Origin of the sequence: Streptomyces sp. NPDC051320 (assembly GCF_040682175.1) — a bacterium.
GTDB lineage: Bacteria > Actinomycetota > Actinomycetes > Streptomycetales > Streptomycetaceae > Streptomyces.
The window spans coordinates 39,868-65,055 of the sequence record NZ_JBFBAL010000017.1 but is presented as its reverse complement, the minus strand read 5'-3'; the positions used below and the strand labels follow the sequence as shown (position 1 = coordinate 65,055).

At 71.1% G+C, this 25,188-nt stretch carries 24 protein-coding genes and 1 pseudogene; 12 read left to right on the top strand and 13 right to left on the bottom strand.

Going from position 1 to position 25,188, the window contains the following annotated elements; translation table 11 throughout:
• Window positions 1-53 precede the first annotated feature (53 nt).
• The gene (locus AB0M87_RS29285) at window positions 54-710 is read left to right on the top strand and encodes a DedA family protein (RefSeq protein ID WP_365858221.1); all 657 of its coding nucleotides are present in this window, start codon (window positions 54-56) and stop codon (window positions 708-710) included.
• A gap of 54 nt (window positions 711-764) precedes the next feature.
• Here the strand turns inward: AB0M87_RS29285 and AB0M87_RS29280 are convergent, their stop codons facing one another.
• A complete protein-coding gene (locus AB0M87_RS29280) occupies window positions 765-1,061 on the bottom strand; it encodes a YciI family protein (protein ID WP_365858219.1) in 297 nt (98 codons plus the stop codon).
• 58 nt (window positions 1,062-1,119) lie between these two features.
• Complete coding sequence (locus tag AB0M87_RS29275; protein WP_365858217.1) at window positions 1,120-1,650, bottom strand: gamma carbonic anhydrase family protein; 531 nt, start codon at window positions 1,648-1,650, stop codon at window positions 1,120-1,122.
• A gap of 143 nt (window positions 1,651-1,793) precedes the next feature.
• Here AB0M87_RS29275 and AB0M87_RS29270 point away from each other — a divergent pair, with 143 nt between their 5' ends.
• Window positions 1,794-2,546: a DapH/DapD/GlmU-related protein gene (locus AB0M87_RS29270; RefSeq protein WP_365858215.1), complete on the top strand. Its 753-nt coding sequence runs from the start codon at window positions 1,794-1,796 to the stop codon at window positions 2,544-2,546.
• Window positions 2,547-2,579: 33 nt separating this feature from the next.
• On the opposite strand, the gene AB0M87_RS29265 is transcribed toward AB0M87_RS29270, so the two are convergent.
• The gene (locus AB0M87_RS29265; RefSeq protein WP_365858292.1) at window positions 2,580-3,446 is read right to left on the bottom strand and encodes an EamA family transporter; all 867 of its coding nucleotides are present in this window, start codon (window positions 3,444-3,446) and stop codon (window positions 2,580-2,582) included.
• A 92-nt stretch (window positions 3,447-3,538) separates the two neighbouring features.
• On the opposite strand from AB0M87_RS29265, the gene AB0M87_RS29260 reads away from it, so the two are divergent.
• Window positions 3,539-4,111 (top strand): XRE family transcriptional regulator, encoded by a 573-nt coding sequence (locus AB0M87_RS29260; RefSeq protein WP_365858213.1) that lies wholly within the window; start codon window positions 3,539-3,541, stop codon window positions 4,109-4,111.
• A gap of 54 nt (window positions 4,112-4,165) precedes the next feature.
• Window positions 4,166-4,720, top strand: coding sequence for a YbaK/EbsC family protein (locus tag AB0M87_RS29255; RefSeq protein WP_365858211.1), 555 nt, complete (start codon window positions 4,166-4,168; stop codon window positions 4,718-4,720).
• A gap of 40 nt (window positions 4,721-4,760) precedes the next feature.
• Here the strand turns inward: AB0M87_RS29255 and AB0M87_RS29250 are convergent, their stop codons facing one another.
• Entirely contained in the window at window positions 4,761-5,279 is a 519-nt protein-coding gene (locus tag AB0M87_RS29250) for a hypothetical protein (RefSeq protein ID WP_365858209.1), read from the bottom strand.
• 141 nt (window positions 5,280-5,420) lie between these two features.
• A complete protein-coding gene (locus tag AB0M87_RS29245) occupies window positions 5,421-5,828 on the bottom strand; it encodes a CoA-binding protein (protein ID WP_365858207.1) in 408 nt (135 codons plus the stop codon).
• A gap of 58 nt (window positions 5,829-5,886) precedes the next feature.
• Here AB0M87_RS29245 and AB0M87_RS29240 point away from each other — a divergent pair, with 58 nt between their 5' ends.
• The 3 genes from AB0M87_RS29240 (at window position 5,887) to AB0M87_RS29230 (ending at window position 10,749) form a co-directional block, all read left to right on the top strand.
• Complete coding sequence (locus AB0M87_RS29240; protein WP_365858205.1) at window positions 5,887-6,513, top strand: YigZ family protein; 627 nt, start codon at window positions 5,887-5,889, stop codon at window positions 6,511-6,513.
• A 61-nt stretch (window positions 6,514-6,574) separates the two neighbouring features.
• Complete coding sequence (locus AB0M87_RS29235; protein WP_365858203.1) at window positions 6,575-7,741, top strand: exonuclease SbcCD subunit D; 1,167 nt, start codon at window positions 6,575-6,577, stop codon at window positions 7,739-7,741.
• Window positions 7,738-10,749, top strand: a complete 3,012-nt coding sequence (locus AB0M87_RS29230) for an SMC family ATPase (protein WP_365858201.1) — start codon at window positions 7,738-7,740, stop codon at window positions 10,747-10,749. The genes AB0M87_RS29235 and AB0M87_RS29230 overlap by 4 nt, the downstream gene beginning before the upstream one ends.
• Before the next feature lie 60 nt (window positions 10,750-10,809).
• Here the strand turns inward: AB0M87_RS29230 and AB0M87_RS29225 are convergent, their stop codons facing one another.
• Both AB0M87_RS29225 and AB0M87_RS29220 read right to left on the bottom strand, forming a co-directional pair.
• Window positions 10,810-12,501: a DUF885 domain-containing protein gene (locus AB0M87_RS29225; protein WP_365858199.1), complete on the bottom strand. Its 1,692-nt coding sequence runs from the start codon at window positions 12,499-12,501 to the stop codon at window positions 10,810-10,812.
• 62 nt (window positions 12,502-12,563) lie between these two features.
• Entirely contained in the window at window positions 12,564-13,037 is a 474-nt protein-coding gene (locus AB0M87_RS29220; protein WP_365858197.1) for an Lrp/AsnC family transcriptional regulator, read from the bottom strand.
• Window positions 13,038-13,096: 59 nt separating this feature from the next.
• Here AB0M87_RS29220 and AB0M87_RS29215 point away from each other — a divergent pair, with 59 nt between their 5' ends.
• Window positions 13,097-14,383, top strand: coding sequence for a PLP-dependent transferase (locus AB0M87_RS29215; protein ID WP_365858195.1), 1,287 nt, complete (start codon window positions 13,097-13,099; stop codon window positions 14,381-14,383).
• Here the strand turns inward: AB0M87_RS29215 and AB0M87_RS29210 are convergent.
• Together AB0M87_RS29210 and AB0M87_RS29205 are read right to left on the bottom strand one after the other, a co-directional pair.
• Complete coding sequence (locus AB0M87_RS29210) at window positions 14,277-15,722, bottom strand: GNAT family N-acetyltransferase (RefSeq protein ID WP_365858193.1); 1,446 nt, start codon at window positions 15,720-15,722, stop codon at window positions 14,277-14,279. The two genes, AB0M87_RS29215 and AB0M87_RS29210, sit on opposite strands and share 107 nt — an antisense overlap.
• Before the next feature lie 186 nt (window positions 15,723-15,908).
• On the bottom strand, window positions 15,909-17,330 hold the full coding sequence (locus AB0M87_RS29205; protein WP_365858191.1) for a PLP-dependent aminotransferase family protein: 1,422 nt from the start codon (window positions 17,328-17,330) through the stop codon (window positions 15,909-15,911).
• On the opposite strand from AB0M87_RS29205, the pseudogene AB0M87_RS29200 reads away from it, so the two are divergent.
• Window positions 17,321-18,214: pseudogene (locus tag AB0M87_RS29200) on the top strand (EamA family transporter); the annotation flags it as partial. The gene AB0M87_RS29205 and the pseudogene AB0M87_RS29200 sit on opposite strands and share 10 nt — an antisense overlap.
• A gap of 36 nt (window positions 18,215-18,250) precedes the next feature.
• Here AB0M87_RS29200 and AB0M87_RS29195 read toward each other — a convergent pair.
• Window positions 18,251-19,081, bottom strand: coding sequence for an alpha/beta fold hydrolase (locus tag AB0M87_RS29195; protein WP_365858189.1), 831 nt, complete (start codon window positions 19,079-19,081; stop codon window positions 18,251-18,253).
• Window positions 19,082-19,295: 214 nt separating this feature from the next.
• Between AB0M87_RS29195 and AB0M87_RS29190 the strand changes: the two genes are divergently transcribed.
• Together AB0M87_RS29190 and AB0M87_RS29185 are read left to right on the top strand one after the other, a co-directional pair.
• Window positions 19,296-20,180, top strand: a complete 885-nt coding sequence (locus AB0M87_RS29190) for an RNA polymerase sigma-70 factor (protein WP_365858188.1) — start codon at window positions 19,296-19,298, stop codon at window positions 20,178-20,180.
• Between the two features lie 290 nt (window positions 20,181-20,470).
• A complete protein-coding gene (locus tag AB0M87_RS29185; RefSeq protein WP_365858186.1) occupies window positions 20,471-21,238 on the top strand; it encodes a GntR family transcriptional regulator in 768 nt (255 codons plus the stop codon).
• 71 nt (window positions 21,239-21,309) lie between these two features.
• Here the strand turns inward: AB0M87_RS29185 and AB0M87_RS29180 are convergent, their stop codons facing one another.
• Window positions 21,310-22,467, bottom strand: a complete 1,158-nt coding sequence (locus tag AB0M87_RS29180) for an ROK family transcriptional regulator (RefSeq protein ID WP_365858184.1) — start codon at window positions 22,465-22,467, stop codon at window positions 21,310-21,312.
• Window positions 22,468-22,633: 166 nt separating this feature from the next.
• Here AB0M87_RS29180 and AB0M87_RS29175 point away from each other — a divergent pair, with 166 nt between their 5' ends.
• On the top strand, window positions 22,634-23,092 hold the full coding sequence (locus AB0M87_RS29175) for a hypothetical protein (RefSeq protein ID WP_365858182.1): 459 nt from the start codon (window positions 22,634-22,636) through the stop codon (window positions 23,090-23,092).
• A gap of 26 nt (window positions 23,093-23,118) precedes the next feature.
• On the opposite strand, the gene mug is transcribed toward AB0M87_RS29175, so the two are convergent.
• The gene (gene mug / locus AB0M87_RS29170; protein WP_365858180.1) at window positions 23,119-23,679 is read right to left on the bottom strand and encodes a G/U mismatch-specific DNA glycosylase; all 561 of its coding nucleotides are present in this window, start codon (window positions 23,677-23,679) and stop codon (window positions 23,119-23,121) included.
• 37 nt (window positions 23,680-23,716) lie between these two features.
• Window positions 23,717-25,150 carry an adenylosuccinate lyase gene (gene purB / locus AB0M87_RS29165; protein WP_365858178.1) on the bottom strand — a complete coding sequence of 478 codons (1,434 nt, stop codon included), beginning with the start codon at window positions 25,148-25,150 and terminating at the stop codon, window positions 23,717-23,719.
• Window positions 25,151-25,188: the final 38 nt, after the last annotated feature.

Here is a 25,188-nt window from a genome sequence, read left to right as displayed (position 1 = left end):
GGCGCGGGGGCGCTCCTGCCGGGCACGGGCACTTCGAAGGGTAGGGGCCGGCGTTGCATATCCAGGCGTGGCTGGAGACGGTTCCGGCGATCAGTATTTACCTCCTGGTGGGGGCGGTCATCGGGGTGGAGAGCCTCGGGATCCCGCTGCCGGGGGAGATCGTGCTGGTCAGCGCGGCCCTGTTGGCCTCCCAGGAGGGGCACATCGACCCGGTGGTGCTGGGTGCCTGCGCCTCGGCGGGAGCGATCATCGGCGACTCGATCGGCTACGCCATCGGCCGTAAGGGCGGGCGACCCCTGATCGCCTGGCTCGGCCGGAAGTTCCCGGGGCACTTCAGCGGGCCGAACATCGCGATGGCGGAGCGGTCGTTCGAGAAGTGGGGCATGTGGGCGGTGTTCTTCGGCCGCTTCATCGCACTGCTCCGGATTTTCGCCGGGCCGCTGGCCGGCGTCCTGCACATGCCGTACTGGAAGTTCCTCATCGCCAACATGCTCGGCGGCATCCTGTGGGCGGGCGGCACGACCGCCGCGGTCTACTACGTGGGCGTCGTCGCGGAGTCCTGGTTCAAGAACTTCTCCTACGCCGGTCTGGCGCTCGCGGCCCTCGTCGGGGTCGGCTCGATGCTCGTCCTGAGAAACCGTGCGAAAAAGGCCCATGCCCGCGCCGAGTCGGCGGCCGAACCCCCATCGGAGTCCGTGACCGCCGACTGATATGCGTTCCCCGCGCACGGGCCCCCGCGCGGCGGGCGAGCGTGGCCCCGCGCGTCAGGGAAGCTGCTGGCGGTACGGGGCAAGGGCGGGCGCGGTCGTCGTCGCGAAGAACTCGATGATCCGGTAGGTGCAGGCTCCACCGATCAGGAGGGGGTCGGTGGCCGTGAGCTTCTCGATCTCTGCCCGGTCGTCCCCGACAGCCAGAATCACCCCACCGACCCGCGGGTTCTGGCGGCCGGACGCGATGAAGACGCCGGCCTCGTACCCCGCGTTGAGCCAGGCGACATGCTCGTCCAGCAGTTCGTCGACGCGCTCGAGGGGCCCCGGGTAAGTCAGTTCCAATATGAACATGCACGCCAGACTAGCCGTCGCGCTCCGCCGGCCGTGCGCCGTCGAACCTGAGGGGCGGTCAGCTTCCGTCCGCCTCTCGATGCGCCTTCACCAGGTCCAGATAGACCGTCGCGTTCAGCTTGATGCCCTCGCGCTCCTCATCGGTGAGCTCGCGCCTGACCTTCGCGGGGACACCCGCGACCAGCGACCCGGGCGGCACCCGCATGCCCTGGGGGACCAGCGCCTGGGCGGCGACCAGCGATCCCGCCCCGATGTGCGCGCCGTTGAGCACGGTCGCGCCCATCCCCACCAGCACGTCGTCCTCGACCGTGCAGCCGTGCAGGACGGCATTGTGGCCGACGGAGACCCGCTCACCGATGGTCACGGGGAAACCCGGGTCCACATGGACGGTGGAGTTGTCCTGGATGTTGGTCTCGGCGCCGATCACGATCGGACCGCAGTCGGCGCGCAGCACCGTGTGATACCAGACGCTGGAGCCGGCGGCGAGGGTCACATCGCCCAGGACGACGGACGTCGGTGCCGTGAAGGCGGCCGGGTCGATGCGCGGCCGCCTTCCGCCCACGCCGCTGATCAATGCCTGCTCCGCCATCGCTGTCTCCCTTGGTCCCGCAATTCCGCACCGTCGCGCGCTCGGACTCTCGCAGCCGCGCACCACGCACCGTAAGCGAAGCTGGGTCGAAGATCACAGCTGGGCGTCCGATCGGCACCGGGCGGGCTGAGTACGGTAGGCAGGTGCTCAGGAGAAGAAACACGTTCTCATCGCTGACCTCCCGTGTGCTGCACACCGGCTGGCGTTGGGTCCAGCGGGCGGGGGCGGTGACGGCGGAGCGTCCGGGGCGGCTGCGCTTCGGGCGTATCGGGACGGGCACCCGGCTCGCTTTCCCCCAGGGGACGGTGTTCGGGGAGCCCTGGATCGAGCTCGGTGACCACTGCGTCATCGGCGAGCAGGTCACGCTGACCGCGGGGATGATGCCCGACCTGAACCTCGGTCCCGAGCCGGTGCTCACCCTGGGCAACGGCGTGGTGCTGGGGCGCGGCAGCCATGTCATCGCCGACACCACGGTCACCGTCGGATCGGACACGTACTGCGGCCCGTACGTCTACATCACCACGACCAATCACAGCTACGACGATCCGCACGAGCCCATCGGCAAGCAGTGGCCGAGGATGGAACCTGTCACGATCGGGACGGGTTGCTGGCTGGGTACCGGAGCGGTCATCCTGCCGGGCGCCCGGCTCGGCCGCAATGTGGTGGTGGCGGCCGGGGCCGTCGTACGGGGCGAGGTGCCCGACCACGCCGTGGTGGCCGGTGCGCCGGCCCGGGTGGTGCGGCGCTGGGACGCGGAGCAGGGCTGGCAGCCACCGCTGCGTACCCCCGCGCCCGTACCGATTCCGGCCGGGATCACGCCGGAACAGCTGCTGGCCCTCGGAGATCTGGAGCTCGGCGGCCCGGAGCTCGGCGACGTCGAGCCGGGAACCTCATAGGCGCAGCCCGAGTGGCCACCGGCGCCGGCCGGATCAGCCGGTTGCCAGCAGCACGGTGCCCACCAGGGCGAGCCCCGCCCCGGCCGCCTGGACGGCCCGGAGCCGCTCCTTGAGCAGCCCGCGCGCGGCCAATGCGGTGATCACCGGGTAGAGCGAGGCGAGCACCGCGGCCACGGTGACCGGACCCGCGTGGGCGGCGAGCGAGTAGGTGCCGTTCGCCGCCACGTCGGCCAGTCCGACGAAGGCCAGCGCGGGCAGCGCGCGCCCGATCAGTCGCAGGCCGCCGTCCTCGGGGAGCGCCGGTGTACCACGCCTGACCGAGACGAAGAGGGCGGTGCCACCCACCACCACATTGGCCACCCGCTGGACGAACAGGGCAAGAAAGAGGCCGGTGAGCGTGGACGACGCCTCGGCGATCAGGGACATCACCGCTCCGAATCCGACGGCCGCGACCAGCGTGAGGGCGACCGCCCTGCGCTGGACCGCTGCCCCGCGCAGTTCGGGACCTCCGGCCAACACCACACCGGCCACCGCCACGGCGATCCCGGCGAACTGCAGGACACCGGGCCGCTCGCCGAGCACCACGCCGACGCCGACGGGGACGGCGACGCCGAGTGAACCGAGCGGTGACACGACACCCATCGGCCCCAGGGCCAGCGCCTTGTAGAAGCTGAGCATGGCGACCGGCCCCACCACGCCGGCGGCCACCGCGAACCACAGCTGCGGTCCGCGTTCGCTCCACCCGCCGGTGGCCAGCACGGTCGCCCCCAGGACCAGCACGGCCACCGACTGTGAGACGACCACCACGGTCAGCGCGGGCACCCGCCGGGTCAGCAGGCCGCCGCCGAAGTCGGCCAGCCCCCAGAGCAGGCTGGTGGCCAGGGCGAACAGGGCTGTCATCAAGGCCTCGCAGTACAGTGTGGTGAATCAACGGGTACACCACACGGTAGTGCAAGATACTGAACTCTGTCATCCAAAATACTGGACGGAATGTGTCGGACCTCGACCAGCTCACGCAGTCGCTCGCCCGCAACCTCAAGCGCTGGCGGGGCGAACGGGGCTTCACCCTCGACGCCCTCGCCGCGCGCTCCGGGGTCAGCCGGGGCATGATCATCCAGATCGAACAGGCCCGCACCAACCCCAGTGTGGGCACCACGGTGAAACTCGCCGACGCACTGGGTGTCAGCATCACCACCCTGCTCGACTACGAGCAGGGGCCCCAGGTCAGGATCGTGCCCGAGGAGCAAGCGGTCCGCATGTGGTGGACAGAAGCGGGCAGCCACACCACGCTGCTCGTCGGTACCGAGACCCGGGGGCCGCTCGAGCTGTGGTCCTGGCGTCTGATGCCCGGCGATGGCAGCGCGTCCGACGCCCACCCGCCGGGCACCGTGGAGCTACTGCATGTCGACGCCGGAGAACTGACGCTGGTCGTCGACGGAGTGGCGCACGCGGTGCCTGCGGGTACTTCGGCGACCTTCGAGGCCAATGTGCCGCACGCCTACCGCAACGAAGGCGCGGAGACGGTCGAGATGACGATGGCCGTCTCCATTCCGCCCGTCGGCTGAGACCCGGGGGCGACCGGCCGGACGGCCCGGGCCACGGCTGTTAGCGTGAGCCGTATGCGCGCCCCCATCGGTACGTTCGACGATGTCCGCTCTGCTCCCGACTGCCTCGAGCTGCTCCCCCCGCCGGTGGCCGACGCCGTACGGAACGGGCGGGGAGATGTGCCGGCGGAGGAACTGGTGTACGTGGACAGCGACCCGGAGGTCGCTGACACCGCCGCCTTCGTGGAGCGCTACGGCCGGGAACTGCTCGGTGTTTCGGCGAACTGTGTCGTGGTCGCGGGGAAGCGCGGCGGGGAGGTGTCGCTCGCTGCCTGCTTGCTGCTCTCCACGACCCGGCTCGACGTCAATGGCGCTGTTCGCAGGCAACTCGGCGTCCGCAAGGCATCCTTCGCTCCGATGGACACCGCCACCGGCCGGACCGGCATGGAGTACGGCGGGATCACCCCGATCGGACTGCCCGGCGACTGGCCGCTGTTGGTTGACCCGGCCGTCGTCGATCTGGAGTGGGTGCTGGTGGGCAGCGGACGCCGCAGGGGCAAGCTCATCGTGCCAGGAAAGGCCTTCGCCTCGCTGCCCGGTTCGGTCGTCGTGGAGGGACTCGGCTACTGACCGGCCGACCGGCTGTGCGGAACCGGACGGTGCGCACAGGTCAGGCGGCCATCACCAGCGGTCCGGTCGCCGCCCCGCCGACGGGTTCCACCGTAGTGGCGCCGCTGCGGGCGAAGACCACCGCCCGCAGCACGACGAACCGGCCGACGCCCGCCAGCGCGGACGCCGCGAGGTACACGGCCTGCTCGGTGAGGGCGGAAGGGCCGGGCCGCACCGCGTACAGTCCGAGCAACGCGACCGTGGTGAAGCCGTAGCTCACGGCCACCGTCAGCCCGGACTGCAGATGGACCGCCCAGCCGCTCCAGCCGCTCCGGCCGCGTGCCGTACCCCGTGCGGTGTGTTCGTCGCGGAAGGAGATCCGGCCGTGCAGTTCCGTCGCGACGACCGTGGACACCACCGTGATCAGAGCATTGGCGACCACCAGCGGCATCCGCCCGTGCAGCAGCAACAGCACACCACTGGAGGCGAGTCCGACCCCGCCGCCACAGACGACGAAACGCACGAACGCCCCGACGAGCGGGTGTGCCGGGCGCTTCTGACGCTGCGCTTGCGTGGTCACGAGAGGCCTCCGTAAGGGGAATTGAACCGTTGCCCTGATTCCACTCCTCAACCTAGGGACGGGGCATCGTCCGAACGATCGGGCCTGCCCCCGACTTTGCTGGGGGTTACCCCCAGAAGAACGTAGGGGTCGGCTCAGAGGTCAGGGCAGCGACGGGATCTCGATGGCGGGGCACCGGTCCATCACCATGTCGAGACCCGCCGCACGCGTCCGCTCGTACGCCGCCTCGTCGATCACTCGGAGCTGGAACCACACGGCGCGAGCCCCGATGGCCACCGCTTCGTCGGCGACCGGCCCCGCGAGGTCGCTGTTGACGAAGACATCCACCACATCGACCGGAAAGGGGATGTCGCGGAGCGAGGCGTAGCCCGGCTCGCCGTGGACCGTCTCCGCCTTGGGATGCACGGGCACGACGCGCTTGCCGAAACGCTGGAGCACCCGGGCCACGCCGTAGGCGGCCCGCTCCGTGTTGTTCGAAAGGCCGACCACCGCCCAGGTGTCGCCGGTCGAGGTCAGGATCCTTCGGATCGTCTCCGTGTCTGCGTACATGTCCGGTCAACCGAGTGCTCCCGGAGGGCATTCCCGTGGCGCCGCATAGGCTGGCCCGATGCAGGAGCAGTACCGCACGGTTCCCCACGAGGGCGTCCACGAGACCGAGATCAACCGATCACGCTTCATCTGCACGCTCGCGCCGGCGGCGACCGAGCAGGAGGCCCAGGCATGCGTCGCGCGCATCCGCAGGGAGCACCCCACCGCCGGCCACAACTGCTTCGCGTACGTCATCGGCGCCGACGCGTCCGTGCAGAAGGCGAGCGACGACGGCGAGCCCGGCGGGACGGCGGGCGTACCGATCCTGCAGATGCTGTTGCGGCGCGAGATGCGCTACGTCGTCGCGGTCGTCACCCGCTACTACGGCGGGGTCAAGCTGGGCGCCGGCGGATTGATCAGGGCGTACGGCGGAGCGGTCGGCGAGGCGCTGGACGAGCTGGGCACCCAGGTCAGGCAGCGTTTCCGGCTTGTCACCGTGACCGTCGACCACCAGCGGGCGGGAAAGCTCGAGAACGAGCTGCGAGCGACGGGCCGCGCGGTGCGCGACGTTCGGTACGGGGACGCGGTGACGATCGAGGTCGCACTGCCCGACGGGGAGGTGGCGGCCTTCCGGACCTGGCTCGCGGACACCACGGCGGGCGCCGCGGCACTCGAGCTCGGCACAGAGGTGTACGGAGACGCCTGAACGGGACGGATAGGGGAGTATCCGCCCGTGCTGTCGGACCCCCCGGATAACCTCAGGGATCATGAGGCTGCTGCACACATCCGACTGGCACCTGGGACGCTCCTTCCACCGGGTCGGGCTGCTCGACGCCCAGGCCGCGTACCTGGACCACCTGGTGGCCACGGTCCGCGAGCGTGATGTGGACGCCGTGCTGGTCTCCGGGGACGTCTACGACCGGGCGGTACCCCCGCTCGCCGCCGTCGAGCTCTTCGACCGGGCGCTGCACCGCCTCGCCGACGCCGGAGTACCGACCGTCATGATCTCCGGGAATCACGATTCGGCGCGCAGGCTCGGCGTCGCGGCAGGCCTCATCCAGCGCGCCGGGATACATCTGCGCACCGACCCTGCGGGCTGCGCCACCCCGGTGCTCCTCCCCGACCCCCACGGTGAAGTCGCGATCTACGGACTGCCGTATCTGGAGCCGGCCCTGGTGCGCGACGAATTGAAGGCGGCGAGGGCAGGCCACGAAGCCGTGCTCGCCGCCGCCATGGACAAGGTGCGGACGGATCTCGCCCAGCGAGCCGCCGGCACCCGGTCGGTGGTCCTCGCCCACGCCTTCGTCGCCGGTGGTGAGCCCAGCGACAGCGAACGGGACATCACCGTCGGCGGCGTGGCCGCCGTACCCGCCGGCGTCTTCGACGGGGTCGACTACGTGGCACTCGGCCATCTGCACGGCAGCCAGATCGTTTCGGAGCGGGTGCGGTACTCGGGCTCCCCGCTGGCCTACTCCTTCTCGGAAGCCACCCACCGCAAGACCATGTGGCTGATCGACCTCGGCCCCGGTGGGGAGATCGGCGCGGAGCGGATCGACTGCCCCGTGCCACGACCGCTCGCCCGGATCCGTGGCCGACTCGACGCGCTGCTGGACGACGCGGCGCTGGAGCGGCACCGCGATTCCTGGGTCGAGGCGACGCTCACCGACCCGGTGCGGCCCGCCGAGCCGATGGCCAGGCTGGCCGGACGCTTCCCGCACACGCTCAGCCTCGTCTTCGACCCCGAGCGAGGCCCCGATGACCCGCTCGCCTCGTATGCACAGCGGCTCAGAGGCCGGACCGACGAGCAGATCGCGGAGGACTTCATCGCCCATGTACGCAGCGGAGCCGGGCCGGACGAAGAAGAACGCGGAGTGCTGTCCGGCGCCATCGATCACGTCCGCGTGCAGGACGGCGTGCGCGAGGTGACCCGGTGAGGCTGCACGCGCTGCGCGTCACCGCCTTCGGGCCCTTCGCAGGCACCCACGAGGTCGACTTCGACTCGCTTTCGGCCGCCGGACTGTTCCTGCTCCACGGACCGACCGGTGCCGGCAAGACCTCCATCCTGGACGCCGTCTGCTACGCCCTGTACGGCGCGGTACCGGGAGCCAGACAGGGGCCCGGTACCGTGCTGCGCAGCGACCACGCGCCGGTGACCGACCTGACCGAGGTATGTCTGGACCTCACGGTCGGCGGACGCCGGCTGGAGATCAGCCGGCAGCCGGCCCAGACACGCCCCAAGAAGCGCGGTACCGGCTTCGTCACGGAGAAGGCGCAGAGCCGACTGCGGGAATACGACCCGCGGGCCGGCAACTGGCAGGCGCTGAGCCGTTCGCACCAGGAGATCGGTGAAGAGATCACCCAGCTCCTCGGGATGAGCCGGGAGCAGTTCTGTCAGGTAGTGCTGCTGCCCCAGGGCGACTTCGCCCGCTTTCTGCGGGCCGATGCCGAGGCGCGGGGGAAGCTGCTGGGGAGGCTGTTCGACACCCGGCGCTTCGCGGCCGTGGAGGAGCGGCTGGCGGATCTGCGCCGGTCCGCGGAAGCGGAGGTGCTCGCCGCGGACAGCCGGTTGCTGACCCTCGCCCACCGGATGGCGGAAGCAGCGGGTGACGCGGCCGGCGACTGGCCGCTGCCCGATCACCGGCCGGGCGATCCCGGGCTCGCCGGATCGGTGCTGGTCTGGGCCGCGGTCGCCCGTAGCGGAGCGAGTGAGCGGCTGGACATAGCGTATTCGGCCGTATCGGCGGCGGAGAGCAGACAGGCAGCAGCCAGGCACGCGCTGGCCGACGAGCGGGAACTCGCCAGACTGCAGCAGCGGTTCGAAGAGACCCGGCGCCGGGCCGATGCACTCACGGCCCGCGCCGGCGAGCGGGACCGGCTGCGCGAACGGCTGGACCGGGCACGCAAGGCGGAGCGGATCGCCGAGCCGCTCGCCCAGCGGGAGCGGGCCGAGCGGGCCCACGCAGCAGCCGTCCGTGCCGGGGAGAGCATCCGAGGACAGCTCCCCGACGAAGCGGCCGACGCGGGGGCGGAACAGCTCGCCGCGTTGGAGCGCAGGCTCCGCCAGGATCTCGGCGGCCTCGAGGCGGCTCAGCGGGCCGAGCGCCGCAGCGCCGACATCACGCAGGAGCGGACAGCGCTGGAGCGGCAGTCCCGCGCCGACGAGGAACTCATCCGGGACGCGGCCGACTGGCTCGCGGGCTGGGAGGACGAGCGTCGCCGCGGCCAGGCCCGTATCGACGCGGCGCTGGAGGCGGCGACCCGGGCGGAACAACTGGCCGGTCAGCTCGAACCGGCCCGTCGGAGGCTCGAAGCGGCGCGGCTTCTCGACCGTCGCACAGCCGAGGCGGCCGAGGCCGACGCGCGACTGCGCACCGCCCGCGAGCTGGCGAACACCGCACACGAGAGCTGGCTCGACCTCCGCGAGCGCCGACTGCGCGGTATCGCGGCCGAGTTGGCGGCCGGTCTGCGGCAGGGCGAGGCCTGCGCGGTCTGCGGTGCGACCGAGCACCCGGCACCTGCTCGGGCGGGGGACGACCAGGTGGACCGGGCGGCGGAGGAAGCGGCGTACGAGGAGCACACCCGCGCGGATCGCGCCCGGGCCGAGACGGAGCGCGCTCTCGGCGCGCTCCGGGAGTCGGTCGCCGAGGCGCGCGCCGGAGCGGGTGGTGCCCCGGTCGGCGAACTGGAGCAGCTGGTCGGCGACTTGCAGCGGGACCAGGCGCGGGCCCGCGAGACGGCGTCGGACATGCATGCCGCACGTGAGTCGCAGGCTCGCGCCGAACACGAGCACGCCGAACGGGTCGCCGCACAGCAGCAGGCCGAGCGGCGTTCGGCAGCCCGGACCTCGCGGTACGAAGCGCTGGAGCGTGAGCAGACCGTACTGGAAGCCGAAGTGGCCCGGTCACGGGGCACGGCCGGCAGCGTCGCCGAACATGCGGCACTGCTGGAGCGCCGGCTGGCGCTGCTCGGCAAGGCGGCCGAAGCGGTCCGCGCCGCCGACAGCACCGCCCGGCAGCTCAAGGAGGCCGACGACCGGCTCGCCGACGCCGCGTTCCGTGCCGGGTTCGACACCCCGCGGGCTGCCGCGGACCAACTGACGAGCGACGCGGAACAGCGTGAGCTGCAGCGTCTGCTGGACGTCCGGCAGGCCGAGGAGGCAGCCGTCGCCGAGCGGCTCGCCGAGCAGGACGCCACCGCTGCGGCAAGTCGGCCGGCGGCTGCCCCGGAAGCCGCTCAGCAGCGGTTCGACGCCGCCGAGCGCGCCGTGCGGGACGCTGCTTCGGCGCTCGACGCCGCCCGGCTCCGCCGCACCGCACTGGCGAGACTCGCGCAGCAGGCAGCCGACGAGTTGCAGCGGCTCGGGCCGTTGCGGCAGGAGTACGAAAGAGTGGCCCGGCTGGCCACCCTCACCGCGGGCACGTCCGCCCAGAACGAACGCAGGATGCGCCTCGAGTCGTACGTACTCGCCGCCCGGCTCGAGCAGGTGGCGTCGGCCGCCACCGCCCGGCTGCAGCGGATGTCGTCGGGCCGCTACACCCTGGTCCATTCCGATGCCCGGGAGAGTGGCCGCGGCCGGTCAGGGCTGGGACTGCACGTCGTCGATTCCTGGACGGGACACGAGCGCGACACCGCGACGCTCTCCGGCGGCGAGACGTTCTTCGCCTCTCTGGCGCTGGCCCTGGGCCTGGCCGATGTGGTCACCGAAGAGGCGGGCGGTGTGCGGCTCGACACCCTCTTCATCGATGAGGGTTTCGGCAGTCTCGACGAGCAGACCCTCGACGAGGTCCTCGACGTGCTGGACTCGCTGCGCGAACGGGACCGCAGCGTGGGCATCGTCAGCCATGTGGCCGACCTGCGCCGCCGGATCCCGGCCCAGCTGGAGGTCGTCAAGGAGCGGCACGGTTCGTCGGTGCGTCACCGGACGGCCGGGGTCCCCCACTGAGCGGCCGCCGGGCCGACGCCGTGTGCGTCGGCCCGGCCACCACCGCGGGGAACCGGCGGACTACAGCTTCGAGAGCTCGTCCACCAGGTCGTCAAGACCGAGCGACCCCTGGGACAGCGCCGCCATGTGCCACGCCTTGGCGTCGAAGGAATCACCGTGCGCCTTGCGGGCGTTCTCCCGGCCGAGCAGCCAGGCGCGCTCGCCCAGCTTGTAACCGATCGCCTGGCCGGGCATCGACAGGTAGCGGACGAGCTCGCTCTCCACGAAGTCGGCGGGGCGGCCACTGTGCTTGCCGAAGAACTCCTGGGCCAGCTCCGGGGTCCATCGCTCACCGGGACGGAACGGTGAATCCGCCGGAATCTCCAGCTCCAGGTGCATACCGATGTCCACGATGACCCGGCAGGCGCGCATCATCTGCGCGTCCAGATAGCCGAGCCGGCGCTCCGCGTCCGGCAGGAAACCCAGCTCGTCCATCAGCCGCTCCGCGTACAGCGCCCAGCCCTCGGCATTGGCGCTGACCATGCCGACGCTTGCCTGGTAGCGGGAGAGCCGGTCCGCGACGTGCACCCACTGGGCCAGCTGCAGATGGTGGCCGGGGACGCCCTCGTGGTACCAGGTGGAGACCAGGTCGTACACCGGGAAGCGGGTCTCGCCCATCGTCGGCAGCCAGGTACGGCCGGGGCGTGAGAAGTCCTCCGACGGAGGGGTGTAGTACGGAGCGGCGGCGCCGCCGGGCGGGGCGATGCGGGACTCCACCTTCCGTACCCGGTCGGCGAGTTCGAAGTGGGTACCGTCCAGCGCCTCGATCGCCTCGGTCATCAGGCCCTGAAGCCACTTCTGGACCTCGTCGACGCCCTCGATGTGCGTGCCGTGCTCATCGAGGTGGGCGAGCGCCTCCCACGGGCCCGCTCCCGGCAGGATCTTCTCCGCCTCGCCCTTCATCTCGGCGAGCAGACGGTGGTATTCGGACCAGCCGTACGCGTACGCCTCGTCGAGGTCGAGGTCGGTGCCGTTGAAGTACCGCGACCAGCGGGCGTAACGCTCGCGGCCCACGGTGTTCGGCGCGTCCTCGACCGCGGGCGCGTACACCTCACGCATCCAGTCGCGCAGCGATGCGAGGGCGTCGGTCGCGTCGCGGCTCGCCGAGTCCAGCTCCTTGCGCAACGAATCGGGTCCGGCGGCGGCGAACTCCTCGAACCAGCCACGACCCTCGGATGCCGAACCGGCCCACTCGGTGAGCTGGCCGATGAACGTCTCGGTGGGACGCGGAGGGCCGAGCAGTCCGCGTTCCAGGCCGAGCGCCAGCGACTCGCGGTACCCCTCGAGTGCGTCCGGAATGGCGCCGAGCCGCTGCACGACGGCAGCCCAGTCCTCTTCCGTCTCGGTCGGTGTCACGGTGAAAACCTCGCGCACGGCATGTGCGGGGGAGTAAATGTTGCTGACGGCCCGCAGTGCCTCATCGGCCTCGTGCACGGCGAGTTCGGCGCCCAGCCGCTCCCGCAGCAGCCTGCCGCAGCGCCGTTCGACATCGCTGTCCCCACCCGGCCGGCGTTCCGCCTCGTCGAGTGCGGTCAGTGTCCGGCGCGCGAGATCGGCAAGGGCGGCCTGCCCGGCGGGCGAGAAGTCCGGAAGACGGCTGGAGCTCTCCTTCACTCCGAGATACGTGCCGGTGATGGGGTCGAGTGCGATCAGGGCATCGACATAGTTGTCTGCTACCTGACGGGGAAGTGCGCTGTGGGAAGTCGGTGACATACGGACATCCTCGTACGTGACGGAGGTCCGCGCCAGCACTCTCCGCCTCCGGACTCCTTACATCACAGCGGCGGCAGCAGCGGACCGCAGTCCCAGGCCTGGAAGATCAGCCGAGTCTCCACCCGGGCGACCTCCCGCCGTGCGGTGAACTCGTCCAGCACCAGCCGCTGCAGGTCGGCGGTGTCCGCCACCGCGACATGCACCAAGTAGTCGTCGGGACCCGCCAGGTGGAAGACGGCCCGGGACTCGGGCAGCACCCGGATGCGCTCCACGAACGGGCCCACCAGTTCCCTGCGGTGCGGCCGCACCTGGACGGAGAGCAGCGCTTCGAGCCCCCGGCCGAGCTTTGCCGGGTCCAGTCGCAGCTGATGACCGAGGATCACACCGGAACGACGCAGTCTCGTGACCCGGTCGAGGCAGGTCGACGCGGCGACACCGACGGCGGCCGCCAGTTCCCGGTAGGTGGTCCGGGCATCGTTCTGCAGAAGGGCGAGCAGCTGCAGGTCCACCGGGTCCAGTACGACAGAATCAGCCATTCGGCGAACGTAACACGGAGCGGGCGGGAGATTGACCGGTAGGTGTTCAGAGTTCCGCCATGGAACCCGATGCAAGGACCGAAGGCGACATCACCACCCCACGCCCGTCGAGGGCACAGGCCACCGAGGCGGTGCACGCCGGCCGGGAGGACCTCGCCGGACTCGGGCTGCACGCCGTCCCCATCGATCTGTCGACCACCTACCCTTCGTACGACAGCAGGGACGAGGCCGCCAGGATCGACGAGTTCGCCGCCACCGGCGCTCGTCCCGAGGGCCCGCCCATCTATGCCAGGCTCGACAACCCGACCGTCGCCCGTTTCGAAACGGCGCTCGCCGCACTCGAGGGGTCTGCCGGCGCCGTGGCCTTCGCCAGTGGCATGGCAGCCCTCACCGCGGTGCTCCTGGCCAGGGCCGGCCAGGGCCTGCGCCACGTGGTGGCGGTCCGCCCGCTGTACGGCTGCAGTGACCATCTGCTCACCGCCGGACTGCTGGGCACGGAGGTGACCTGGACGGATCCGGCGGGGGTCGCGGACGCGCTGCGTGCCGACACCGGCCTCGTGATGGTCGAGACGCCCGCCAATCCGACCCTCGCCGAGATCGACATCAGGGCACTCGCGCACTCCTGTGGCTCGGTGCCGCTCCTCGTCGACAACACCTTCGCCACCCCGGTGCTGCAGCGGCCGCTGGACCAGGGGGCGAGGGTCGTTCTGCACAGTGCGACCAAGTATCTGGGCGGGCACGGCGATGTGATGGGCGGAGTCGTGGCCTGCGACGAGGAGTTCGCAGGCACCCTGCGGCAGGTCCGGTTCGCGACCGGCGGCGTACTGCATCCCCTGGCCGGCTACTTGCTGCTGCGCGGACTTTCGACGCTGCCGGTACGGATGCGGGCGGCGGCGTCGACCGCCGCCGAACTGGCCCGCCGGCTGGCGGCCGACGGGCGCGTGGCACGGGTCCACTACCCGAAGGTCGGCGGTGCGATGGTGGCCTTCGAGGTGTGCGGCGATCCGCACCGGGTCGTCGCGGGCGTGCGGCTCATCACCCCCGCGGTGAGCCTGGGCAGCGTGGACAGCCTCATTCAGCACCCCGCCTCCATCAGCCACCGCATCGTGGCCGAAGGAGACCGCCGCTCGGGGGGCGTGAGTGAACAGTTGCTGCGGATGTCGGTGGGCCTCGAGGACGTCGATGACCTCTGGAGGGACCTGGACCAGGCGCTCGGTGGCCGGCCTGCTCTCTTCGGCCCTACGGAAGTTCCTGCCGAGCGTCGTACGACGGCTCGTACGGCTGCACATGCGGTTCCTCGTACGGGAGACGGGAGCGCGTGGGTGCGCCCGCCAGCCGTGCGGTGATCACCAGAGTGCCCTCCTCGACCTGGTAGTCGAGCGGCAGGCCGAGGCCACGCATCGCCGCGACCATTCCGGTGTTCGACGCCTGCGTCACCGCGTACACGCTGTCGCACCCGGCTTCCACGGCGAGTGCGACCAGCCGGCCGAGCAGTTCGGAGCCGATGCCGCGCCGCTGCCAGTCGTCCTCGACGAGTAGCGCGACCTCGGTCTCGTCGCCGTCCCAGAGCAGATGGCCGAGGCCGACGATCCGTCCCGATGCCGTCTGCACGGCGAGGGTGCGGCCGAATCGGGGGCTCAGCAGGTGGGCCAGATAGCGGTCGGCGTCGGCCACCGGCCCGTGGTAGCGAAGCCGCAGAGTCCGCTCGGAGCACCTGTCGTGCAGGGCACGGGCGGCCTTCGCATCGTCGGGGCCGGCCCTGCGCACGGTGATCTCGTTGCCCTCGGGGAGGGTGAACACGTCCTGGCTGCGTGGCATCCGCGGTCCGAGGCGGGCATCGAGGTCGACGAGCGCGCGGGCCCGGGCGAACTCGGTGGGTGTGAACGGCAGGTAGGGCCGTTCGACGGTGATGACGCCACCGGAGGGGTCACGCAGCCGCATGACGGTCTCTTCCAGCGCGCTCTCCGCGGGCGTCTCCGCACCGGCGGGTGCTCCGTCGGCAGTGACCGCGGGCACCGAGTGGATCGTGCAGCGGCCGAGCAACTGGCGCAGCGCGAGTGGCAGTTCGGCGGTATCGAGCGCGGTACGGGTGGCGAGTCCGATGACCCGGGTCGGGGTGTCGACCAGGTCGTGGGCGTCGGCGCGCTCGATCCAGGTCTCGTGGCCGCCGGCTTCGGCGACCTCGTGGGCGAGCTGCTGAGCCGTGAAGGCGCCGGGGGCGCGCAGCAGGAACTCGTCGACCGTGCCGTCGGCCAGCGGATGGGTCTGCAGCGTCAGAATGTCCACCCGGTTACGGGCCAGCGCCGTGCACAGGACGGCGAGACTGCCCGGCTCGTCGCGCACGGTGGTGCGCAGCCGCCACAGCGCCGTATCGGGCCTCGGCATCTCTTCCTCTTCGTCCTGTTCAACCGGTACGGGACGTCCGCCGGTCGAAGGGGCGCCGACGGGCGGTTCGGTGGGCGGGGCGTGGCTGTGCCGCTGAGACCACCAGATGTGGAACCCGGCTGTGCAGGCGAGGGCCACAGCGGCAGTGATCAGCAGCACCGGGCCGTCCGGCGCGTGTACGACGAGATTGGCGACGACGTCGGCGAGCGCGACGGCACTGAACAGAGCGGCGAGCTCGATGAGGTCCCGGCGCCAGTGATGCGGACGGCGAGCGCTCTTGGCGGAAGTCACTTCAGTCATGGGAGCACTCTGCCGCGACCGTGTTGCGCGATCACGAACTGCCTGTGACTGATGGGTTAAGTGTGCTTTTGGTTGATGGGGAACCTTTTTTCTCTGCCTGTGATGCGGGGTCCGGCGCTCCGTGCCCCCTGGTGATGCAACTGCCATGGAAAGTACCTCCTCACCCCAAGTGAACCGACGCGGTGGTCATTTGGTTCCTGCCAGCAGCCCGACACCGAGAACGATCTCCGCCGGAGCCAGATGCGCGTAACCGAGCACGAGACGTATGACGCCCTCCTCGGGGCGCTCGGTTCCGTAGTCGGACAGCGGACGCAGCGCCACTCCCCGCGCGGCGGCGCGCTCCAGGAAGCGGCGCTCGGGCCCGTAGCGGCCGGGCAGTCGTACGATGACGTGCAGTCCGGCGGCGATGCCGCTGACCTGGGAGCCGGGAAAACGCTCGGCGAGAGCCGAGACGAGGACGTCGCGCCGATCACGGTAGGCCCGTTGGCATCGGCGGAGTTGACGGTCGTAACCACCACCGGTGATGAACTCGGCGAGCAGCGCCTGGTCGAGCACGGGATTGCCCAGGTCCATGGTGCGTTTGCGGGCGATGATCTCGTCGGTGAGCCGCTCGGGCGCGAGCAGCCAGCCGAGCCGCAGACCCGGCGCGAGCGACTTGCTCACCGAACCGGTGTACGCGACGTGTTCCGGGTCCAGGCCCTGCAGGGCGCCGACCGGCCGGCGATCGTAGCGGAAGTCGCCGTCGTAGTCGTCCTCGATGATCAGACCGCCCACCGAGCGTTCCCAGTCCAGGAGTTCGGACCGGCGGGAGGCCGAGCAGGCGATGCCCGAGGGGAACTGATGGGCGGGGGTGGCCACCATCACGCGCACCCCGCTGTCGACGATCGGGGCGATCGCCGGGCCCTCCGGGTCGAGCGGCAGACGGACCGTGTGCAGGCCGGCGGCGGCGAACAGCGTGCCGTGCTCGGGGCTGCCGGGGTCCTCGACCCCCACCGTGCGCAGGCCGCGTGCCCGGAGGACGAGTCCGAGCAGGGTGGTCGCCTGGGCCACGCCCGAACAGACCACGATCCGTTCCGGGGCGGCGACCGCACCGCGCCGCCGGGTGAGCAGTTCCGCGAGGGCTCTCCGCAGCTCGGGAAGGCCACGGGCGTCGGGGTATCCCAAGGCGTGATGGGGGAGCCGGGTGAGCACGGAACGGTGCGCGGCCGCCCAGGCGGCCCGCGGAAAGAGGGAGAGATCGGGCGTGCCCGCTCGGAAGTCGACGCGTACGTCGGGGGCACCCGGCGCCGCGTCACGCGCGGTCGGGTCGTGCGCCGCGTCGGTAGCCGCCCGGGCCGCGCCGCCCACCCAGGTGCCCGACCCCCGGCCGCTGCGCAGATAGCCCTCGGCGGTCAGCTGCTCGTATGCCTCGGTGACCAGCCCGCGCGAGACCCCCAGATCGGCGGCCAGCGCGCGGCTCGACGGCATCCGGGTTCCGGTGGTCAGCCGACCCGTTCTGACCGCGTCACGCAGGGCCTCCTGCAGGTGGCGGCCGCGCTTGCGGGACGGCGCCGCGCCCAGCGGCAGCAACAACTCCCAGGCCGGCGAATTGGTCCCCGATGGCGTCATGCAAGTGGACCTTATTACGGACCGCCCAGCCGCCTAGCGTCGTCCTCATGAACTCCAGCCCCGTACGAGGCGCGCTGCTTGCGGCCTTCGCCTGCCTTCTGGTCGGCGGGTCCTTCACGGCCAACAGCGTTCTCGGCGACTACCCGTATCTGGGCGGCCAGGCCCTGCGTTACGGTCTCGCCGCGCTGCTGCTGCTCCCGCTGCTCGGCCGCGGTGGCGGCGAGCCGCTGCGCACCGTCAGCGGTCGGCAGTGGGGGCGGCTCGCGTTGCTCGCCGCCGTCGGCATGGTCGGCTTCAATCTGGCGGTCCTGGCAGCGGAACGTAGCGCGGAACCCGCGGTGCCCGGAGTGTTCGTCGGCTGCGCTCCGGTGGTCGTGGCGGTACTGGTACCACTGGCCAGGGGCCGCCGCCCCATGCAGCCGGTGCTTCTCGGAGCTCTGCTGGTGACGGCCGGCGCGTTCATCGTGCAGGGCTGGGGGCGCACCGATGTCCTCGGCGTCCTCTGCTCGGCGGGCGCTCTGGTCGGAGAGGTCGGCTTCGCACTGCTCGCCGTCCCTGTGCTGCGCCTGCTCGGGCCGAAACTGTTGTCCGCGACCGTCTGCGCGGTCGCCGCCGCGGAAGCGGCGATCGGTGGCCTCGTGGCGAACGGCCAGGGATTCGTCCGGCTGCCCGACGCGGCGGAGGCAACCGCACTCCTCTGGCAGGCGGCCGTGGTCACCGTGGTCGGGTTCGTCTGCTGGTACCGCGGAATGCAGCGGATCGGTGCCGAGCGGGCCACGCTCTGTTCCGGCCTGATCCCGGTAGCCGCCGCGCTGACCGCGCCTCTCGTCGGGACGGGGTCCTACGGGGTGGCACAGGGAGTGGGCAGTGCGCTGGTCGGGGCGGGGGTGGTGCTCGGCTCCGGCGTCCTCGTACGGGGATCAGCGGCTGGTGTCGAGGATCACCCGGGCCACCAGGGCCGGATCGTCGTTCATCGGGACGTGTCCGCAACCGGGCAACCGGACCAGCCTGGCACCGGGCATGGTGTGTTTGGCCCTGATGCCCTGGCGGCGCAGCAACAGCCGGTCCTTGGCCCCCCAGGCAACCGTGACGGGCACCTCCCCGAGTTCGTTGGTGAAGAGCACGCCGCGGCCGGCCGCAAGGGTGTCGTCGAACCCCGTCGCGGTACGCAGCGCCAGCGTCTCGGAGACGACCGCCTCGGGTGAACGGCGTCCGGGGCGGGCGTAGATGGTTCCGGTCAGGGCGGCCCGGCCGCCGGCCGACCGCGAGAGCCGCTGGATGACCGGGAGCGGCAGCGCCTTCGCGCCCCGCCGCATCGCGGTCAGGGTGGAGAAGGCGTAACGGCGCTCCCCCGGAGACCAGAAACCGGCCGGTGACAGGGCGGTGACCGAGCGGACCAGTCCGCGGTGGCCCAACTCCAGCGCCAGCAACCCGCCCAGCGAGTTTCCCGCGACATGCGGCCGGTCGACACCGAGGGCCTCGCACATCGAGCCGAGCACCGGGACCACCGACGACAGCCCGTAGGGGACGCCCCGGGGCAGCGCGGGGGATTCACCGAAGCCGGGCAGATCCACGGCGATCACATCGCGTTCCGCCGCGAGGATGTGCACCACCGGGTCCCAGGCCTGCCGGTGGTGGCCTATGCCGTGCAGCAGCAGAAGCGGCGCACCGCTTCCGGTGCGCCGATAGGCGACGGACAGCGGCCGGCGTCCGCCGGGGGTGTCAATGGTGAACGAGACCTGGGTGGTCATGCTGCTCCCTGCGGTGGGTTCCTCGAAAGCCCGGCTGAGAGACCTGGCTGAAGACCCGGCTGAAGATCGGGGACGGCGACGAGATACCGCGTCAGCAAGAAATACTCCTCAGTAGCCTCCACTTCAAGACCTCAGGGCCGGACCGGGTCGCCGAGACCCGGCGACCCGGCGTTTTGCTCTGGACAGCCCGCGGCCGGTCGGCTGGGATGGTGCTGTGGCGACCGACACCGTGACCGGTGCCTTCGAGGAACACCGCTCCGTGCTGACCGGAGTGGCCTATCGGATGCTCGGCCGGGTTGCCGACGCCGAGGATGTCGTACAGGAGACCTGGCTGCGCTGGGCTGCCGACAGCCGCGAGGACGTACGCGAACCCCGGGCCTATCTCGTCCGGATCACGACCCGGCTCGCCATCGACCGGCTCCGCCAGGCGCAGTCCCGGCGGGAGACGTACGTGGGACCGTGGCTGCCCGAGCCACTGGTCACCGACTTCGGGGGCGCCGCCCAGGACACCACGGACCAGGCGGTCCTGGCGGAGTCCGTATCGGTCGCCGTTCTGGTGGTGCTCGAGTCGCTCTCGCCGCTGGAACGCGCCGTGTTCGTACTGCGGGAGGCCTTCGGATTTCCCTTCGGAGAGATCGCCGCGGTGCTCGACCGGGGCGAAGCGGCCGTGCGTCAGCTCGCCGGCCGGGCCCGTCGCCACGTGGCGGAACGCAAGCCGCGCTACGACGTCGACCCGGTCGTACGCCGTGACCTGACCGAACGCTTCCTGGCCGCGGCGGCGGGCGGAAACCTCGGCGATCTGCTCGCGCTGCTCGCACCGGATGTGCGCCTGGTCGGCGACAGCGGCGGCAAGGCGACCGCCCCCCTACGGGTGATCGAGAGCGCGGACAAGGTGGGGCGTTTCGTCATCGGAGCCGCGGCGAAGGGTCTCGAGGACGCCGAGTTCAGGTTCATGGAGCTCAACGGCGCGCCGGGGCTGGTGGTGCTGTCCGGGGGCCGGGTCGACAGCGTCTTTCAGACGGAGACGGTGGGCGGACGGATCACCTGCATCTATATCGTGCGCAATCCTGACAAGCTGACCCAGCTCGCTGTGCAGTAGCTGCGCCCACCCGGGTGACCGGCGCCGTCGCCGCATCCGGGGCCGGTGACTTGCGGCCCGGCCCTCCTCCATTTCCGGCCGCAGATGGCCACTCGAGCCTCGACTGTCCCGCTCGTGCACATACTGTGAGCAGTCCATCGCCCAGCGCGACTCCGCGGCGTGGCGGCGCTGGGGGATTGGTCTTGACCAAGGGGGTGAGGCGTCCTACTCTCGCAGGGATAGTGCAGGAACCTTTAATAAACAAGGGCATGGAAAAGCCGCCGGAGACACGGCGATTGCGGAGGATCAGGGTGGGGACCACGCAGCTGGAATCGGTACCGGAGCCGAAGTACTGGCACCTCAAGAGCGTCCTCAGCGAGGCGCTGGACTCGGATTTCGCGGTCGGCGAAATCCTGCCGAACGAGCGCGACCTGGCCGCCCGCTTCGGCGTCGCCCGCGCCACACTGCGGCAGGCGCTGGAACAGCTGGAGCTCGAAGGCCGGCTGCAGCGCCGACGCGGAGTGGGCACCATGGTCGCCCCGCCCCGGGTGGGCGTCGACGTGTCGACCACCCAGCAGACGTGGCCGGGAGCCTCCGACGATGCCTGGCAGCCGCTGGAATGCGGGACGGACGTTCCGCCGGCCGCGGTGGCCAGGACCCTCGAGGTGGACGGCGCCGAAGAGGTGCACACCGTACGCAGGATCCGGGTGACGCACGGTCAGTCCGTGGCCGCGGAGTTGCTCTACGTACCCGCCGCGTCGGTGCCCGAACTGTCGGCCATAGACGCCGCGTCGGGGCCCGCACGGGCCCGCGGGGTGCTGCGCGAGCTGCAGCGCCTCAGCCTCGAAGGCCAGGACAGGGCCGTCGAACTCGGCTCGGCACGCGCCGAGGACGCCAAGGAGCTCGACCGGCTCCCGGGCGCGCCGGTGCTCGTGGTGACCACCCGGTATCTGGCCGAAGGCCGAACGGTCGCGCTGTCCGTGGCGACCTACCGGGCCGACACCTGCCGGCTGACCTTCGGTGACTCGGGCGACCTGGAGATCAGTGACCACACGCCGGAGCGCAAGAAGGCCTCCTGAACGCCACCGGTGCACGGTCACCGGCTGTTCGCGGGGCCGTGGACCGGCCGCACCGGGCCCCGCCACTGACGTCAGTGGCGGCCGGTCACCGTTCCCTCCACCGCGAACAGTTGCTCCTCGACGTGGTCGAGCGCCAGCCGTAGCGCTCCGGTCGCCACCGCCGCCTCACCCAGCAAGGAGAGGGTCACCCGCGGCGGCCGCAGACAGAAACGGGCCAACTCGCCACGCAACGGCTCCAGGACACCGTCCAGTCCGGCCGCCCAGCCGCCGATCACGACCAGTTCCGGATCGAGCGCCAGCACCAGCGCCGCGACATCGTGCACCAGCCGCTGAATGAAGCGTTCGACAGCGGCCTGCGCCCGGGAGTCTCCGCGCTTGGCGTGAGCGAACACGTCGGCCACCGCCGGCTCGTCCAGCGGGTGCAGGGGTTCGTCCGTGGTCGACAGCAGTGTCTCGGGTGTCGCCCCGCGCCCCAACAGGTGCAGCGCGCCGATCTCACCGGCCGCGCCGCCGAAGCCGCGGTGCAGGCGGCCGCCGATCAGGGCCCCCGCACCCGGGCTGAGACCTGCCAGCACGAAGACGACGTCGTCCGAATCGGTGGCCGCGCCCTTCCAGTGCTCGGCCACGGCCGCGGCGTTGGCATCGTTCTCGACCAGCACCGGACAGCGGAAGGACCGTCGCAGCCGCTCGCCGAGCGCGAGGCCGGTCCACTCGGGAAGCGCGGTCCCCAGCCGCACGGTGCCGTCGGCCTCCACGATCCCCGGGCTGCCCACCCCGACCGCGCGCAGGCTGCTGCGCGCGACACCGGCCCGGCGGAGGACATCGGCCACCGTGCTGCGCACCCGTTCCAGCCGCTCGTCGGCCGGAGCGGTCTCCGTGACGTCCCGGGAACCGGCGCCGATGACGCGGCCGTCGAGCCCGGAGAGCAGCGCGGCGACCCGGTGGGGACCGATTTCCACGCCCAGCAGATGCCCGGCCTCCGCACGGAAACGGAACCGGCGCGCCGGACGTCCCTGACGGCGTGCCTCGCCCTCCTCCGGTGTGTCCTCCACCACGAGGCCGGCCACCATCAGACCGTCGATCACGCCCTCGACCGTAGGTCTGGAAAGGCCGGTGATACGGGTGAGATCGGTCAGCGTCGGAAATTCCGCTCCGCGCAGGGCGTGGAGCACCACGGCGGAATTGATCCGCCGCAACAGAGAGGGATCCCCGCCGGTCAGCTGCCCCAACGTGTGTCCTCCCAGCTCAGCTCGTGTGCATGTCTGCCGGATGGTACCGGCTGGCCGAGCGGGCGGCGAGTGGCTACCGAGGGACGTACCGGATCGGGCGCCGAGCGACGCACAAGCCGTTGGCCCGGCCGGGCCAACTGTCAGTGGCAGACGGTTTACTGAGGTCATGACCACCGCTCAGAATCTCGCCACCATCGACCTGCTGCGGGTCCGGGCATTCCCCGCACAGCGTGGCAGAGCCGACGTCGGCCGCGGCGCAGGCATCACGTGTACCGCGGGACCCGGTTACCACCTCGCATTCCTGCGTACCGGCGAGGACTTGCCGGCCGACGAGAGCATCCCGGGTGTCGAGGCTGCGGAACAGTCCGAAGCGGAGTGCGAAGCGCTGGCCGCTGTGCTCGACACCCGGTGGGGCGTCTCGCAGATGTTCAGCCTCTGGAGCTTAGCGGTCAGGCTGTCGGACGGGGAGGAGGTGGCCGAGCCCTGGAGGGAGCTGTGCTGCACGACGCCCTATCTGCACCTGTGGAGGGTGGCGGAGCGCTGGATAGCCCTCGGCGTCGCGCGATGGGAAGGAGAACCGTCCTGCCGGCTGATCGTGGCGATCACCGTGAACGATCCGCCCTGAGAGCCCGGCAGACCGCGCGAGCGGCCTCACGGCCGGACCCGGAGGCCGTCCTCGTTCTCGACGGCGGCGCGCAGCCTGCCGTACTCCTCGGCCATCGACTGGGCCGTCCAGTGGGCGTTGAGCCCACTGGGATTGGGCAGCGCCCAGATCCGGGTCGAGCCGATGGTAGTGGGCTGTGGTCCGATCCGGGCTTTCGGTTCGCCGAACGCCGTGCGGTACGCGGTGACTCCGACCACGGCGAGCCAGGCCGGCCGGAGCCGCTCCACCTTGGTCCTGAGGATCCGGCCGCCCTCACGGTACTCCTCGGGGGTCAGCTCGTCGGCGCGCGCCGACGCCCTCGCCACCACATTGGTGATGCCCAGGCCATAGGCCAGTATCTCCGCCTGCTCCGCGGGCGGCAGGAGCCGCGGGGTGAAACCCGAGCGGTGCAACACCGGCCAGAAGCGGTTGCCGGGCCGCGCGAAGTGGTGGCCTGTCGCGGCCGTCATCAGTCCCGGATTGATCCCGCAGAAGAGCACCCGCAAGCCGTCCGCGACCAGATCGGGAACGAGGCGGTCACGGGCGGCTTCCAGCTCTTCGGGCTTCATTCGGGCTTTCCGCAGGGAGGGACAGGGGCGTTGCCGGTCAGAGGATCGAACCCGGAGTGTAGGCGGCGGCCTCCGGGTGCTGCTTGGCGATCTCGTCGATCCGGGACACCACCGCGGCGACCTGGGCGCCCGCCGCTCCCGTGAAGGACAGCTTGTCGACCATCAGCTCGTCCAACTGCGCCCGGTCCAGCGGCATCCGCTCATCGGCGGCGAGCTTGTCCAGCAGCTCGTTGCGCTCGGCGCCCTGCTCACGCATCGCGAGGGCCGACGCGACGGCGTGCTCCTTGATGACCTCGTGCGCCGCTTCCCGGCCGACCCCGGCGCGTACGGCGCCCATCAGCACCTTCGTCGTCGCGAGGAACGGCAGATAGCGGTCCAGCTCACGGGCGACGACCGCGGGGAACGCGCCGAACTCGTCGAGCACCGTCAGGAAGGTCTCCAGCAGACCGTCGAAGGCGAAGAAGGAGTCCGGCAGGGCGACCCGGCGCACCACCGAGCAGGAGACATCGCCCTCGTTCCACTGGTCGCCCGCCAGTTCGCCGGTCATCGAGGCGTATCCACGCAGGATCACCATCAGGCCGTTGACCCGCTCGCAGGAGCGGGTGTTCATCTTGTGCGGCATGGCGGACGAGCCGACCTGCCCGGGCTTGAAGCCCTCGGTGACCAGCTCGTGCCCGGCCATCAGACGGATGGTCTTCGCCAGTGAGGAGGGGGCCCCGGCCAGCTGAACCAGCGAGGTCACCACGTCGTAGTCGAGCGAGCGCGGGTACACCTGCCCCACGGAGGTGAAGACCTGCGCGAAGCCGAGATGGCCGGCGATCCGCTGCTCGAGATCGGCGAGTTTCACCTCGTCCCCGCCCAGCAGGTCGAGCATGTCCTGGGCAGTGCCGACCGGACCCTTGATCCCGCGCAGCGGGTAGCGGCCCAGCAGGTCCTCGAGCCGTCCGAACGCCACCAGCAGCTCGTCCGCGGTCGTCGCGAACCGTTTGCCCAGCGTCGTCGTCTGCGCCGCCACATTGTGCGAGCGCCCGGCCATCACCAGCTCGGCGTGCTCGGCGGCCAGCCTGCCCAGTCGCGCGAGCACCGCCACCGTCCGGTCACGAACCAGCTCCAGGGAGAGCCGGATCTGCAACTGCTCGACGTTCTCGGTGAGATCGCGGGAGGTCATGCCCTTGTGGACCTGCTCATGGCCGGCCAGCGCGTTGAACTCCTCGATCCGCGCCTTCACATCGTGACGGGTGACCTTCTCCCGCTCGGCGATGGACGCCAGATCGACCTGGTCGAGCACCCGCTCGTAGTCCGCGACGGCCTCGTCGGGCACCTCGACCCCGAGGTCCTTCTGGGCGCGCAGCACGGCGAGCCACAGCCGGCGCTCCAGCCTCACCTTCTGCTCGGGGGACCAGAGGACGGCGAGCTCCGTTGATGCGTAGCGGCCGGCCAGGACGTTGGGGATACGAGGCTTTGCAGTCACGTGAAGTGATTCTACTGGCGGTTTCTGCAGGCCGGCGC